Genomic DNA, 13,900 nt, shown 5'->3' with positions numbered 1-13,900 from the left:
TCTGATCCGTGGGAGCGTGTTTTGCCGCTGGTGGCGAGCCCGGCGCTCCGTATAATGCTGCCATCGCCAGTTTCGATGGCTCTAGATGGATGGTTTTATGACCCAACAGCAACCGATCGCCGTTTTGGGTGGTGGCAGTTTCGGCACCGCCGTGGCCAACCTGCTGGCCGGCAATGGCCACCGGGTCCTGCAGTGGATGCGCGACCCCGAGCAGGCCGAGGCGATTCGCGTGAACCGCGAGAATCCGCGTTACCTCAAGGGCATCAAGGTGCTCGAGGCCGTCGAGCCGGTGACTGACCTGCAGAGCGTTCTGAGCCAGAGTCAACTGATCTTCGTTGCGCTGCCGTCCAGTGCGCTGCGCAGCGTGTTGACCCCCCATGTCCAGCGGTTGACCGGCAAGATGCTGGTCAGCCTGACCAAGGGCATCGAAGCCCAGACGTTCAAGCTGATGAGCGAGATTCTCGAAGACATCGCCCCGAATGCTCGCATCGGGGTGCTGTCCGGGCCGAATCTGGCCCGTGAGATTGCCGAACATGCGCTGACCGCAACGGTGGTGGCCAGTGAAGACGAAGCATTGTGCCAGGCGGTCCAGGCCGCGCTGCATGGCCGCACTTTCAGGGTCTACGCCAGCGCCGACCGATTTGGTGTCGAGCTCGGCGGCGCGCTGAAGAACGTTTACGCCATCATTGCGGGCATGGCGGTGGCGCTGGGGATGGGGGAGAACACCAAGAGCATGCTGATTACCCGCGCCCTGGCTGAAATGACCCGCTTCGCCGTCAGTCAGGGCGCCAACCCCATGACCTTTCTCGGCCTTGCGGGCGTCGGCGATCTGATCGTGACCTGCTCGTCGCCCAAGAGCCGCAATTACCAGGTCGGCTTCGCTTTGGGCCAAGGGCTCTCGCTGGACGAAGCAGTGACCCGGCTGGGCGAAGTTGCCGAGGGTGTCAATACGCTCAAGGTGCTCAAGGCCAAAGCCCAGGAGCTTCAGGTGTATATGCCCTTGGTGGCAGGACTGCATGCGATTCTTTTCGAAGGCCGGACGCTGGAGCAGGTCATCGAGTTGTTGATGCGCGCCGAGCCCAAAACCGACGTCGACTTCATTTCGACCGGCGATTTCAACTGATCCCTCTCTTCTCTGGAGAAGCCCGTGAACGAATCGAAATTCAAGCAGCACGAATCGATCCTCCTGCGCATCGTATGGATGCTGCTCTTTGTTGTGGTGTGGGAGGTGGCGGTGATCGTGCTGGGGGTGGTGGTGCTGGTGCAGCTGGCGTACCGGCTGTTCTACGGCGCGCCAAGCCTGAGCCTGATGTCGTTTGGCGACAGCCTGAGCCAGTTCATGGCTCAAATCGGCCGGTTTGGCACGTTCCATACCGATCAGAAGCCCTGGCCGTTCGCCGACTGGCCGACTCCACGCCCACCGGAAGGCGAAGCACCGCACACCGTGCCTGCCGCAGCGCACCCGGTGCGTGACGAGGAACCCAAGCTATGAAAGTGTGGATTCTGCGCCATGGGGAGGCGCAGTACCGGGCCCGTACCGACGCCGAACGGGAGCTGACCGCCAACGGCTGCCAGGAGGTGCTCGCCAGCGCGGCGCATCTGCTCGGCGAGCCCTTGCGCTGGATCATTGCCAGCCCCTATGTCAGGGCGCAGCAGACTGCCGAACGCGTCCGTCAGGCCCTGGGGTTCGCGGATGCCGTGGTCACCGTGCCCTGGCTCACACCGGACAGCGATCCGCGCCAGGCGCTGGACAACCTGGACCTGTACGCACCGGACGATGTACTGCTGGTCAGCCATCAGCCGCTGGTGGGCTCGTTGATCAGTCTGGCCGTGCATGGCCATGTGCAGCAGCCTGCCGGGATGCACACCGCAAGCCTTGCCGAACTGGAAGCCGACTTTCCGCTGGCGGGGGCGATGAACCTGATCGGTCTGCGGCATCCGGGGTGATGCGCCTCGGCCCGGCAGATGATGTTCTTCTGTGAAAGCCGTTCAACAGTGGACTATTTAATAAAAAGGAAACCCCATGAGCCTATGGCACGACACCCCCGATCTCGACGCACTCAACGCCATGCAGAGAAACACCATTGGTGAGCTGCTGGATATCCGTTTCGAGGCGTTCGACGACCAGTCTCTCACTGCCAGCATGGTGGTCGACCACCGGACACACCAACCCTATGGCCTGCTGCACGGCGGGGCGTCGGTAGTGCTGGCGGAGACCGTCGGCTCGTCCGCCAGCTACTTGGTCATCGACCCCGCCAAGTACTTCTGCGTCGGGCTCGAAATCAACGCCAACCACCTGCGCGGTCTGCGCACGGGTCGGGTTACGGCCGTAGCGCATCCGGTGCATATCGGCCGCACGACTCACGTCTGGGATATCCGCCTGACCAGCGATGAGGGCAAGGCCAGTTGTATTTCACGATTGACCGTGGCGGTCGTGCCTTTGGGTGAACAGCCCCCTGCGCGTTAAAACTCCCGCTGTGACCGGAGTGTCATCCCCGATGGCAGTTCCGGTCATTGCCGCTGTGTCAGGCTCACGCCCACAATTGCAGCCTGATCACGGTCTCTGGATGTGCAGGCATGACTCAACACGTGTTTTTCGCCCACGCGAACGGCTTCCCGTCGGCCACCTACGGCAAGTTGTTCGCGGCGCTGGGAGATGAGTTCGAGGTCACCCATCTTGCGCAGCATGCCCATGATCCACGGTTTCCGGTCAGTGATAACTGGCCGAATTTGGTGGACGAGTTGATTCACCACCTTCGTGAACAACCGTACCCCGTGTGGGGAGTGGGCCACTCGCTGGGCGGCGTGCTTCATTACCACGCCGCGTTGCGGCATCCGGAACTGTACCGTGGGGTGGTGATGCTCGATTCGCCGGTGCTGACCCGCTTCGATCAATGGATGATCCGCGCGGCCAAGCGTTTCGGTTTCATTGACCGCATCACCCCGGCAGGCCGGACGCTGGGCCGTCGTGAGGTATTCAGCGATCTGGACGCTGCCCGGCATTACTTTTCCGGGAAGACCCTGTTCCGTCGCTTCGACCCCGAATGTTTCGAAGCCTATCTGTTGCACGGTTTGCAACCGGACGGTGAGCAACTGCGCCTGCGTTTCGACCCGGCCACGGAAATCAGCATTTACCGCAGCGTACCGCACACCAGCCCTGGCGTTGCTCGCCACCTTCGCGTCCCGTTGGCGATGGTCCGGGGGGAGCGCAGCGATGTGGTCCGGCGTCATCATGCGTTGCCCGTCAAACGTATGCGCGGGGGAGTGTACCTTTCGGTACCTGGCGGGCATATGTTCCCGCTGGAACATCCCGAAGACACCGCGAAGATGCTCAAAGCCCTGTTTTCCCGTTGGGCCGCGCTCGAACCTGCCGCTGCGCAGGTACCACCCCAGCGGCGAGTGGGCGCATGAGCTGTGCGGTCGAAGAAATACGTTTGAGCCTGCCCCATATCGAGCTGGCCGCCCATCTGTTCGGCCCGCAGGACGGTCAGCCGGTCATTGCCTTGCACGGCTGGCTGGACAACGCGAACAGCTTCGCTCGCCTTGCGCCGAAGCTCAAAGGTCTTCGCCTGTTGGCGCTGGACATGGCCGGGCACGGGCATTCGGACCATCGGCCAGCGGGGGCGGGCTACGGGCTGCCCGATTATGCCCACGATGTACTGCACGTGGCGCAGCAGATGGGCTGGGAGCGCTTCTCGCTGATGGGGCACTCGCTGGGCGCCATCGTTTCGGTGATTCTCGCCGGGTCGGTGCCGGACCGCATCGAACGTTTGGCGCTCATCGATGGCCTGATGCCTCTTCTTGGCGAGCCGGAAACAGCCGCCGAGCGCATGGGGGCTGCGCTGACGGCGCAACTGGCTCAATCCGGCAAGCGCAAACCGGTGTATGCGCAGATGGATCAGGCGATCGAGGCCCGAATGAAGGGAAGGGTGGCGGTGAGTCGCGAGGCCGCCGAGCTTCTTGCCCAACGGGGCCTGATGCCCGTGCCGGGCGGTTACACCTGGCGCAGCGACAGTCGACTGACTTTGCCATCGGCGATGCGCATGACCCGGGTCCAGGCGCTTTCCTTCGTCCATGCCATTCGTTGTCCTGTGCACCTGATCGTCGCCGATTCGGGCATGCTGGCGCAGAACACGTCATTGCTGGGCAGCGTGCCGTTCGGCGTGACTGTCCTGCCGGGCGGCCATCATCTGCATTTGAATGACGAGGCGGGTGCGGCCTCTGTTGCAGACTGTTTCAATCGGTTCTTCACCGTTCCTTGACTTGAGCAGCGCAACTGCCGAGGCTGAGCGGGTTGAAACAGGAGACTGCCCGATGGACCACCGCTCACACCTGCTTTGCTGCCCCGGACTGCGCCCCCTTGCCGTCCTGCTGTCCCCTTCGATGACGCGCCCATGAGGGCGTCCAAGCGTTTTGCGTGCTCGCTTGGCTGGCTGCTGGGCTTGGCTGGCTACGTCACGACCGGTCTGGCGGCGGATGTCGCCGGCAGTCAGGATTTTCCCAATCTTCCGCGCCCCACCGACGCAGAAATCGTCGACTACAAACCTGCCACGAGCCAGGAACGCATCATCCCTCTCGGCTCGATTCGCAAGATCAGTGGCCAATTGCGCTTCGATGGCCAGGTGGCTTCCCGAGGCACCAGCCGTTCCGTGACCTATCAATTACCGCCGGAGCGTTCCGCCGACGAGGCGTTCACGGCCGCCCGCGAAGCATTTCAGCAACAGGGCGCGCAACTGTTGTTCTGGTGCCAGGCACGTGATTGCGGTGAAAGCAGTCTGTGGGCCAATGAGGTATTCGGCAACGCCCGGCTGTACGGTGCCGACAATGGACAGGCCTATTTGCTGCTGCGTATGGCGCCGGACAGTGACACGCTGGTGGCGCTCTACAGCATCACCCGTGGCAATCGCAGGGCCATGTTGCACGTCGAGGAGTTTCAGGCCGATGCGCCCTTGGGTGAGTTGCTGCCCACGTCGGCGACCCTTCTGCGTGAGCTGAAAAGCTCCGGGGATCTTGACCTTTCCATGCTCAAGGGCGAACCCAGAGAGCCTTGGATAACCCTGTTGTCGAGGGGCTTGAACCTGGACAGTGCACTGCGGGTGATCCTTTCCGGGCCGACGAGCGAGGCATGGCGGCAGGCGTTGATCGACAAAGGCGTCCGGGGTGCGCGGCTGGAATCCGGGAACAAGCCCACTCAGGGACTGGTGGTCGAGCTCATCCGTTGAGCACGCGGCAGTCCCGTGCGTCTCGGGGAGTTCAATGAGCCTGCGGTCGGAATAAGGCGCGCGGTGATGTTCGCCGTTATGCTTCCGTTTCCTGTTTCCATTTGTACGGAATGATTCATGCTCAATAACGATCGCCTGTTGGTCCAGATCCTGCTGCTGGCGCTGCTTGGCGCCTGTCTGTGGGTCATGGCGCCGTTTTGGTCGGCCCTGTTCTGGGGAGCCGTACTGGCCTATGCCAGTTGGCCGTTGATGCGTTTGTTGACGCGATGGTTCAACGGTCGCGAATCGCTGGCAGCAGGCATTCTGACCCTTGGCTGGATGTTGCTGGTGGCCGCACCGCTGGTCTGGCTCGGGTTCAACCTGGCCGATCACGTCCGTGATGCCACGGCCTTCATCCGCGATGTACAGGTGGACGGCTTGCCGGATCCGCCCGTCTGGCTGGGCAGCCTGCCGTTCGTAGGCGAGCGACTGGTGGGTTACTGGAACACCATCGACCAGCAGGGCGCTGCGATGCTGGCCAGTCTCAAGCCCTATCTGGGTCAGATGGGTAATTGGCTGCTGGCGCGCAGCGCGCAAATCGGCAGCGGCATGCTCGAACTGACGCTGAGTATCGTTTTCGTGTTTTTCTTCTACCGCGATGGGCCTCGCCTGGAGGCGTTCGTGCTGAGCCTGTTGGAGCGCCTGATCGGCGACCGGGCGCAGTATTACCTCGATCTGGTGGCAGGCACGGTGCAGCGCGTCGTGAACGGAGTGATCGGCACGGCAGCAGCCCAGGCGATTCTGGCCCTGATCGGCTTTCTGATTGCAGGCGTGCCGGGTGCGCTGGTGCTCGGGATCGGAACCTTCCTGTTGAGCCTGGTGCCAATGGGGCCGCCACTGATCTGGATCCCTGCCACGGCGTGGTTGGCGTGGAGGGGCGAATACGGCATGGCAGTGTTCCTCGGCTTGTGGGGCACGTTCATCGTGAGCGGGGTCGATAACGTGCTCAAGCCCTACCTGATCAGCCGGGGCGGCAACCTGCCGCTGGTGATCGTGCTGCTGGGGGTGTTCGGTGGCTTGCTGGCGTTCGGCTTCATTGGCCTGTTCATTGGCCCGACCTTGCTGGCGGTGGCCTACAGTTTGTTGCTGGATTGGGCCGGCGACAGCCGTGCCCGACAATTGCCCAAGTAAAGCCCCCGATCGCCCCCTGAATTGGTTTGTCGCCAAGTAATTTTTACACTTTCTTTATGCGAGGCCTCCGTCCCCGATCTCGTTCCTTTACACCGCTCATGAAGACAATTCCCACACGGTAATCGCCGTATGACGGAGAGTTTTTCATGAGCGTTCTGGATGGGGTGTCTCTGCTGCTGGCAGCAGGATTGTTCGTGTACTTGCTGGTGGCGCTGCTGCGTGCTGGCCGGGTCGAGGAGTGACGACCATGCACGGTTACGACTACCTGCTGTTACTCGCATTCTTCGCCTTGGTGCTGGTGCCCGCGCCGCTGCTGGGGCGTTTCTTTTATAAGGTGATGGAGGGCCAGCGCACTTGGCTGAGTCCGGCGATGGGGCCGGTCGAGCGCATCTGCTATCGATTGTCGGGGGTCGACCCCAGCGTCGAACAAAACTGGAAGGCCTACACCTTGGCCTTGCTGGCATTCAACCTGGCAGGGTTTGCCGTGTTGTTCGCCATTCTGCTGTTTCAGGGCGCGCTGCCGTTGAACCCGCAAGGCCTTCCCGGGATGGAGTGGTCGCTGGCGTTCAATACGGCGATGAGCTTCGTGACCAACACCAACTGGCAAAGCTACAGCGGTGAGGCCTCGCTGAGCTACCTGAGCCAGATGGCTGGGCTGACGGTGCAGAACTTCGTCAGCGCCGCGACTGGCATCGCCGTGCTGGTCGCGTTCTGTCGCGGCATCGGGCGCCGCTCGACTCAGCATCTGGGTAATTTCTGGACCGACATGACCCGCGCCACCCTCTACGGCCTGCTGCCGCTGTGCCTGGTGTTGGCGCTGTTCCTGGTGTGGCAGGGAGTGCCCCAGACGTTTGCTCATTACGTGGACGCGGTCACCCTGCAAGGCGCCGACCAGACGATCCCCCTCGGCCCGGCCGCCAGCCAGATCGCAATCAAACAATTGGGCACCAACGGCGGCGGCTTCTTCGGCGTCAACTCGGCGCACCCGTTCGAGAACCCGAGCGCCTGGAGCAACCTGTTCGAGCTGGTGTCGATCATCCTGATCCCGGTGGCGCTGGTGTTCACCTTCGGCCACTACGTCAAGGACATGCGCCAGAGCCGCGCCATTATCGCCTGCATGCTCGTGCTGTTCCTGATCGGCGGCGCGGTCGCGCTGTGGGCCGAGTACCAACCGAACCCGGCATTGAACATCGCGGGTGTCGAGCAGACGGCGCCCATGGAAGGCAAGGAGACGCGCTTCGGCACGACCGCCACCGTGCTTTGGGCGACGACCACCACCGCGGCATCCAACGGCTCGGTCAACGGCATGCACGACAGCCTCAACCCGCTGTCTGGAATGATTGCCTTGGCCAACATGATGGTGGGCGAGGTGATTTTCGGTGGCGTCGGGGCGGGCCTTTACGGGATGTTGCTGAATGTCCTGATCGCGGTCTTCCTCGCCGGGCTGATGATCGGACGCACGCCGGAATACCTGGGCAAGAAGCTGCAAGCCCGAGAGGTGAAACTGCTGGTCGCGACCCTGATCGTGATGCCGGTCGGCGTGCTGGTGTTCGGTGCACTGGCTGCCTCGTTGCCCGGCCCTGCCGGCGCGGTGAGCAACCCCGGCCCTCATGGTTTCAGTCAACTGCTCTACGCCTATACCTCGGCCACGGCGAACAACGGCTCGGCGTTCGGTGGATTCAGCGCCAACACCCTGTTTCACAACCTGATGCTGAGCCTGGCGATGTTCATCGGTCGCTTCGGCTACATCCTGCCCGTGCTGGCACTGGCCGGCAGCCTGGCCGCGAAAAAGACCGCGCCCCTTGGCCTCAACAGTTTCCCGACCCATGGCCCGCTGTTCGTCACCCTGCTGATGGTGACCATCTTGCTGGTGGGAGGCCTGACGTTTCTGCCGACGCTGGCACTGGGCCCCATTGCCGAACACCTGAGCCTGGGCTTCTGAGGATCGAATCATGAATATGCGTGCTACTGTCCCAAACGCTGCTGCACCGAAACACCCTGAACCGGCGGCCGACTCGGTAAAGACTGGTTTCGCCGAGCTGTGGCGGCCGGCGTTGGTCCAGGCGTTCGTCAAACTCGACCCCCGTCAGTTGCAGCGGGCACCTGTGATGCTGGTGGTGGAGCTGACGGCGATTCTGACCACGCTGCTCTGCCTGATTCCCAACCCTGCCGTGCCGACGTTCGTGGCGGTGCAGATTGCGCTGTGGTTGTGGTTCACCGTGTTGTTCGCCAACTTCGCCGAAGCCTTGGCGGAGGGACGCGGCAAGGCCCGGGCCGACAGCCTGAAAGCCGGAACCGAAGGCCTCAAAGCTCGTTTGCAGGGGGCCACCGGGGCCTTTATCACGGTCAATGCCAGCACATTGCGCAAGGGCGACGTGGTGCGGGTCGAGTCGGGCGAGCTGATTCCCGGCGACGGTGAGGTGATCGCTGGCATCGCCGCGGTCAACGAAGCGGCGATCACCGGTGAATCCGCTCCCGTGATTCGTGAATCTGGCGGCGATCGCTCGGCGGTGACCGGCAACACTCGGCTGGTCTCGGACTGGTTGCTGGTGCGCATCAGCAGCAACCCCGGCGAATCGACCCTCGACCGCATGATTGCGTTGGTGGAAGGCGCCAAGCGTCAGAAAACCCCCAACGAAGTGGCCTTGGATATCCTCCTGATCGGTTTGACCCTGATTTTTCTGCTGGTAGTGGTGACGCTTCAGCCGTTCGCTCATTTCGCGGTGGGCAACCTGCCACTGGTGTTTCTGGTGGCGTTGCTGGTCACGCTGATCCCGACCACCATCGGCGGCCTGTTGTCGGCGATTGGCATTGCCGGGATGGACCGTCTGGTCCGCCTGAACGTCATCGCCAAGTCCGGCCGTGCCGTGGAGGCCGCCGGCGACGTGCATGTGCTGCTGCTGGACAAGACCGGCACCATCACCTTCGGCAACCGTCGTTGTGCCGCGGTGTATGCAGCGCCGGGTGTCAGTGGCAAGGAGCTGAGCGAGGGAACGCTGCTGGCGTCGCTGGCGGATGACACCGCCGAAGGCAAATCCATCGTTGAGTACCTGCGCGCGCTGCATCCCATGAGCGAGCCCGCGCCAGATCAATTGACGGCAGTGCCTTTCAGCGCCGAGACGCGGTTGTCCGGCGTGGACTATCAGGGCCGGGTGTACCGCAAAGGGGCGGTCGATTCCCTGCTGGCCTTCATCGGTCGTGACCGTTCGGAGCTGCCGGCGCCCCTGGCCCGCGAAATCGACAAAATCGCCAAAACCGGTGGTACGCCACTGCTGGTGTCGGTCGATCAGACCTTGCTGGGCGTGATTCACCTCAAGGACGTGGTCAAGCCGGGCATCCGCGAGCGCTTCGACGAGTTGCGCAAATTGGGCATCCGTACGGTGATGGTCACCGGGGATAACCCCCTGACCGCTGCTGCCATTGCCGCCGAAGCGGGTGTCGATGACGTGCTGGCCGAAGCCACGCCGGAAAAGAAACTGGAGCGCATTCGTCAAGAGCAGAACGATGGCCGTCTGGTCGCGATGTGCGGAGACGGCGCCAACGATGCGCCGGCCCTGGCCCAGGCGGACGTGGGCATGGCGATGAACGATGGCACGCAGGCGGCGCGGGAGGCGGCCAACATGGTCGACCTGGACAGCGACCCGACCAAGCTGCTGGACGTCGTCCAGATCGGCAAGGAGTTGCTGGTGACCCGTGGCGCGCTGACCACCTTTTCGATCGCCAACGACGTGGCCAAATACTTCGCGATCCTGCCTGCGTTGTTTGCGGCCATCTACCCGCAATTGGGTGTGCTCAACATCATGCGCCTGGCCAGTCCGCAGAGCGCGATCCTCTCGGCCATTGTCTTCAACGCCTTGATCATCGTGGTGCTGATTCCACTGGCACTGCGGGGTGTGCGGGTACAGGCGGCGAGTGCCGCGCACCTGCTGCGCCGCAACCTGCTGATTTACGGGCTGGGCGGGATTGTCGTGCCGTTTCTCGGGATCAAGGTCATCGACCTGTTGTTGACCGCCCTGCACCTGGTTTAGCCGCGTGTCGCGGTGTCGTGAGTGCGGCGGGCGGTGACCGTCCGCCGCCACTGAAATGAATTGAGGAATGAATGATGTCGACTATAGTGCGTCCCGCCGTCAGCCTGATTGTGTTGATGACCTTGATCACCGGCGGGGTTTATCCGCTGGTGGTGACAGGCGTCGCGCAGGCGGTGTTTCCGGGACAGGCCAACGGCAGTCTGGTGTATGACGATCAGGAAAAGGTCCGGGGGTCGGAATTGATTGCGCAGAATTTTACGGGCGAAGAATGGTTTCACCCACGCCCCTCGGCGGGGGCGTTCGCGACGGTGGCCAGCGGCGCGAGCAACCTGGCGCCGAGTAACCCGGCACTGGCGACGCGCATCGGCGACGATGCGGCCAAAGAGCGGGTCGAAGGGCAGGGGCCGGTGCCGCTGAACCTGCTGACGACATCAGGCAGCGGCCTGGACCCTCATCTTTCGCCTGCGGCGGCTGATTACCAAGTGAGCCGTGTCGCCAGCGCCCGGCATCTGCCACCGGCAACCGTGCAGAAACTGGTGGTGGAAAACACCTACAGCCCGCTGATCGGCCCGCCGGTAGTCAATGTGCTGGCGTTGAACCAAGGTTTGAGTGCGTTGCGGCCCCAGGCAGAATGACAGCCTAAACCTGTAGGAGCGCGCTTGCCCGCGATAGCGTCGGGTCAGGCAAAAACGGGGGTTAAACAGATGGCTATCGCGGGCAAGCGCACTCTTACAACGGTTGTGATCACCTGTCATTGATGCATTGGATGAGCCATTTTTTTAGGGGATCTTTGTGAATTCAGACACCCGCGCCGATGCCTTGCTGGCCTCTCTTCCCCGCGACGACCGTGGCCGTCTGAAAGTCTTTCTTGGCGCTGCGCCGGGGGTCGGCAAGACGTTCGCCATGCTCCAGGCCGCTCACGCGCAACTGCGCCAGGGCGTTTCACTTCTGGTGGGCGTGGTGGAAACCCACGGTCGCGCAGAGACCGAGGCCTTGCTCGTCGGCTTGCCACAGCTGCCCATGCTGCGCTGCGAATACCATGGCGTCATGTTGGAAGAAATGGACCTTGACGGCCTGCTTGCGGCCAGGCCCAAGCTGGCGCTGGTGGACGAGTTGGCCCACAGCAACGCGCCGGGCAGTCGCCACGCCAAGCGCTGGCAGGACATTCAGGAACTGCTGTCGGCAGGCATCGACGTCTACACCACCGTCAACGTACAGCACCTGGAAAGCCTCAATGACCAGGTGCGTGGCATCACAGGTGTGCAAGTGCGGGAAACCCTGCCGGACTGGGTGCTGCAAGAAGCCTACGAGCTGGTGCTGATCGACCTGCCGCCCCGCGAACTGCTGGAGCGCCTGCGCGACGGCAAGGTCTATGTGCCCGAACAGGCGAGGGCCGCCATCGACGCCTTCTTTACCCAGACCAACCTGACCGCATTGCGTGAATTGGCCATGCAGACGGCGGCCGCGCAGGTCGATAACGATTTGGCACTGGGTTACCGTCAACTGGGTCAAGCCGCCCCGGCAGTGCGCGGGCGCCTGTTGGTGGGCGTGGACGGGGATGCGCAGGCCGAGCGGCTGGTGCGCCACGCCAGCCGTGTCGCGCAGCGCCGGCATTTGCCCTGGAGCCTGGTGCACGTCGATAACGGCCGATTCTTCGATGAACTCGCCCGTAGTCGCTTGCAGAACGCCCAGCAACTTGCCGAGCGGTTGGGGGGCGAAGTCGTGGTGCTGCGGGCGCCGGAAGTGGCCAGGACGTTGATCCAGCATGCCGCTGAGCGCCGGGCCAGCCTGGTGTTGGTGGGGCAGTCTCGGCCGCTGCTGCGCCGTCGTGTGTTCGGTGGGGGGCTGGCCGCGCGTCTGTTGCGCAACGCTCATGGGCTAGAGATCAACGTGCTCGACAGTGAAGCTCGGCCCGATCAACCGCGCTCTATCACCCCGCGCTCGTTGCGCTGGTTCGATTACCTGCTGGCGGTGTTGGCAACGGTCGGGGCCAGTGCGTTGGCATGGGCGGTGTCCAGCGTGCTGGCATTGCCCAACATCTCATTGGTGTTTCTGGCTGCAGTCCTGCTGGTGGCCGTGCGCAGCAGTGTGGGGCCGGCGATGGTCTGCTCGGTGCTTTCATTCCTGGCGTACGACTTTCTGTTCATCCCGCCTAATTTCTCATTCAGCATTCAGCGCGAAGAGGACGTGCTGACGCTGTTGTTCTTCCTCATGATGGCGGCATTGACGGGTAACCTCGCGGCCCGCCAGCGTCGGCAGTTGCAGGCGTTGCGTGATACGCAAGAGGAGACCAGCGAGTTGCTCGACCTGTCGAAACGCCTGACCGCTGCGACGGACCGGCAAGCCGTGCTCAGCGCCGCCGAACATCATTTGGCTGGGTGGAGCGAGTTGCAGGTGTGCATTCTCGATCATGACGCCGCGCAGGGCTGGACCGTCGAAACGGGCGGGCCGCTGGAGTTTGCCGAGTTTGAACGGGCCGCCGCCGATTGGGCCTGGCAGCACGGACAACCAGCGGGTAAAGGCACCGGTACCCTGCCGTCCGGGAGCTGGTGGTGGCTGCCGTTGTGGGTCGACGACGCGCCCTTGGCACTGCTCGGCATCAGGCCGCGTCAAGGGGAAGACTTCACCGCCCAGCGCCGACGCCTGCTGATCGCCCTCAGCCAGCCGTTGGGCCAGGCACTGGCCCGCGCTCGCCTGGCTGAAGACCTGGAGGCGGCGCGCTTGCATGGCGAAACCGAACAATTGCGCAGCGCGCTGCTGGCCTCGGTGTCCCACGACCTGCGCACGCCGTTGACGGCCATGCGCGGCAGCATCGACAGCCTGCTGGCATTGGGCGAGGCCATCCCGCAGGGGGATCGGCGCGAACTGTTGGAGGGGACCCGCGATGAGGCCGAGCGGCTGGACCGTTATATCCAGAACCTCTTGGACATGACGCGTCTGGGGCACGGTGCGCTGAAACTGGCGCGTGACTGGGTTTCACCGGGGGACATCGTCGGCAGTGCGCTCACACGGCTGCGGGCGGTGCTGGCGCCCTTGCGGGTCAGCACGGACTTGCCTGCGGAGTTGCCGCTGCTTTATGTCCACGCTGCGCTGATCGAACAGGCGTTGATCAACGTGGTGGAAAACGCCGCGCGGTTTTCGCCGCAACACGGGCGGTTGCAGGTGGACGTTCGGTTGGCCGCGGAGGAACTGGTGTTTGCGGTCAGCGATGAAGGCCCCGGCATTCCGGAGGCTGAGCGCGCGAAGATCTTCGACATGTTCTACACCGCGGCACGGGGCGACCGTGGCGGGCAAGGCACCGGTCTGGGCTTGGCCATCTGTCAGGGCATGGTCGGCGCCCACGGTGGCCGGATCAGCGTGGGAGAGGGCATCGACGGGCGCGGTACCTGCATCGCCCTGCACCTGCCTCTGCAGGCCCAGCCCCAGGCTGAATCGGAGCAAGCGCTGTGAGCCTGCTTTGCGGTAGGCTGGCTTTTCAAA

At 63.3% G+C, this 13,900-nt stretch carries 13 protein-coding genes; all 13 read left to right on the top strand.

Annotated elements, in window-relative coordinates; translation table 11 throughout:
- Positions 1-97 precede the first annotated feature (97 nt).
- The 13 genes from DBP26_RS17260 to DBP26_RS17200 all read left to right on the top strand — a co-directional run bounded on the left by DBP26_RS17260 (position 98) and on the right by DBP26_RS17200 (position 13,870).
- Positions 98-1,123: an NAD(P)H-dependent glycerol-3-phosphate dehydrogenase gene (locus DBP26_RS17260; RefSeq protein ID WP_108238725.1), complete on the top strand. Its 1,026-nt coding sequence runs from the start codon at positions 98-100 to the stop codon at positions 1,121-1,123.
- A 24-nt stretch (positions 1,124-1,147) separates the two neighbouring features.
- Positions 1,148-1,492 carry a DUF4389 domain-containing protein gene (locus DBP26_RS17255; RefSeq protein WP_108238724.1) on the top strand — a complete coding sequence of 115 codons (345 nt, stop codon included), beginning with the start codon at positions 1,148-1,150 and terminating at the stop codon, positions 1,490-1,492.
- Positions 1,489-1,947: a phosphohistidine phosphatase SixA gene (sixA, locus tag DBP26_RS17250; RefSeq protein ID WP_108238723.1), complete on the top strand. Its 459-nt coding sequence runs from the start codon at positions 1,489-1,491 to the stop codon at positions 1,945-1,947. The genes DBP26_RS17255 and sixA overlap by 4 nt, the downstream gene beginning before the upstream one ends.
- Before the next feature lie 76 nt (positions 1,948-2,023).
- Positions 2,024-2,467, top strand: a complete 444-nt coding sequence (locus tag DBP26_RS17245) for a hotdog fold thioesterase (protein WP_108238722.1) — start codon at positions 2,024-2,026, stop codon at positions 2,465-2,467.
- 110 nt (positions 2,468-2,577) lie between these two features.
- Positions 2,578-3,411, top strand: coding sequence for an alpha/beta hydrolase (locus DBP26_RS17240; protein WP_108238721.1), 834 nt, complete (start codon positions 2,578-2,580; stop codon positions 3,409-3,411).
- Positions 3,408-4,262 carry an alpha/beta fold hydrolase gene (locus DBP26_RS17235; protein WP_108238720.1) on the top strand — a complete coding sequence of 285 codons (855 nt, stop codon included), beginning with the start codon at positions 3,408-3,410 and terminating at the stop codon, positions 4,260-4,262. The genes DBP26_RS17240 and DBP26_RS17235 overlap by 4 nt, the downstream gene beginning before the upstream one ends.
- A 132-nt stretch (positions 4,263-4,394) precedes the next feature.
- A complete protein-coding gene (locus tag DBP26_RS17230) occupies positions 4,395-5,222 on the top strand; it encodes a DUF4892 domain-containing protein (protein WP_108238719.1) in 828 nt (275 codons plus the stop codon).
- A gap of 117 nt (positions 5,223-5,339) precedes the next feature.
- A complete protein-coding gene (locus DBP26_RS17225; RefSeq protein WP_108238718.1) occupies positions 5,340-6,392 on the top strand; it encodes an AI-2E family transporter in 1,053 nt (350 codons plus the stop codon).
- 146 nt (positions 6,393-6,538) lie between these two features.
- Positions 6,539-6,634: a K(+)-transporting ATPase subunit F gene (gene kdpF / locus DBP26_RS17220; protein ID WP_037009437.1), complete on the top strand. Its 96-nt coding sequence runs from the start codon at positions 6,539-6,541 to the stop codon at positions 6,632-6,634.
- A gap of 5 nt (positions 6,635-6,639) precedes the next feature.
- Positions 6,640-8,334, top strand: a complete 1,695-nt coding sequence (gene kdpA / locus DBP26_RS17215) for a potassium-transporting ATPase subunit KdpA (protein ID WP_108238717.1) — start codon at positions 6,640-6,642, stop codon at positions 8,332-8,334.
- Between the two features lie 10 nt (positions 8,335-8,344).
- Positions 8,345-10,420 (top strand): potassium-transporting ATPase subunit KdpB, encoded by a 2,076-nt coding sequence (gene kdpB / locus DBP26_RS17210; protein WP_108238716.1) that lies wholly within the window; start codon positions 8,345-8,347, stop codon positions 10,418-10,420.
- 74 nt (positions 10,421-10,494) lie between these two features.
- Complete coding sequence (kdpC, locus tag DBP26_RS17205) at positions 10,495-11,055, top strand: potassium-transporting ATPase subunit KdpC (protein ID WP_108238767.1); 561 nt, start codon at positions 10,495-10,497, stop codon at positions 11,053-11,055.
- Positions 11,056-11,212: 157 nt separating this feature from the next.
- Positions 11,213-13,870, top strand: coding sequence for a sensor histidine kinase KdpD (locus DBP26_RS17200; RefSeq protein ID WP_108238715.1), 2,658 nt, complete (start codon positions 11,213-11,215; stop codon positions 13,868-13,870).
- Positions 13,871-13,900: the final 30 nt, after the last annotated feature.

The organism is Pseudomonas sp. RIT409, assembly GCF_003052515.2.
Lineage (GTDB): Bacteria > Pseudomonadota > Gammaproteobacteria > Pseudomonadales > Pseudomonadaceae > Aquipseudomonas.
The sequence above is the reverse complement of the archived record's forward strand: the minus strand, read 5'-3'. Positions and strand labels throughout refer to the sequence as shown.

Coding starts and splice junctions, on each gene's coding strand:
- DBP26_RS17240 (WP_108238721.1), top strand. CDS start 2,578: ATGACTCAACACGTGTTTTTCGCCCACGCGAACGGCTTCCCGTCGGCC.
- DBP26_RS17260 (WP_108238725.1), top strand. CDS start 98: ATGACCCAACAGCAACCGATCGCCGTTTTGGGTGGTGGCAGTTTCGGC.
- kdpF (WP_037009437.1), top strand. CDS start 6,539: ATGAGCGTTCTGGATGGGGTGTCTCTGCTGCTGGCAGCAGGATTGTTC.
- DBP26_RS17245 (WP_108238722.1), top strand. CDS start 2,024: ATGAGCCTATGGCACGACACCCCCGATCTCGACGCACTCAACGCCATG.
- kdpA (WP_108238717.1), top strand. CDS start 6,640: ATGCACGGTTACGACTACCTGCTGTTACTCGCATTCTTCGCCTTGGTG.
- DBP26_RS17230 (WP_108238719.1), top strand. CDS start 4,395: ATGAGGGCGTCCAAGCGTTTTGCGTGCTCGCTTGGCTGGCTGCTGGGC.
- kdpC (WP_108238767.1), top strand. CDS start 10,495: ATGTCGACTATAGTGCGTCCCGCCGTCAGCCTGATTGTGTTGATGACC.
- DBP26_RS17235 (WP_108238720.1), top strand. CDS start 3,408: ATGAGCTGTGCGGTCGAAGAAATACGTTTGAGCCTGCCCCATATCGAG.
- DBP26_RS17225 (WP_108238718.1), top strand. CDS start 5,340: ATGCTCAATAACGATCGCCTGTTGGTCCAGATCCTGCTGCTGGCGCTG.
- sixA (WP_108238723.1), top strand. CDS start 1,489: ATGAAAGTGTGGATTCTGCGCCATGGGGAGGCGCAGTACCGGGCCCGT.
- kdpB (WP_108238716.1), top strand. CDS start 8,345: ATGAATATGCGTGCTACTGTCCCAAACGCTGCTGCACCGAAACACCCT.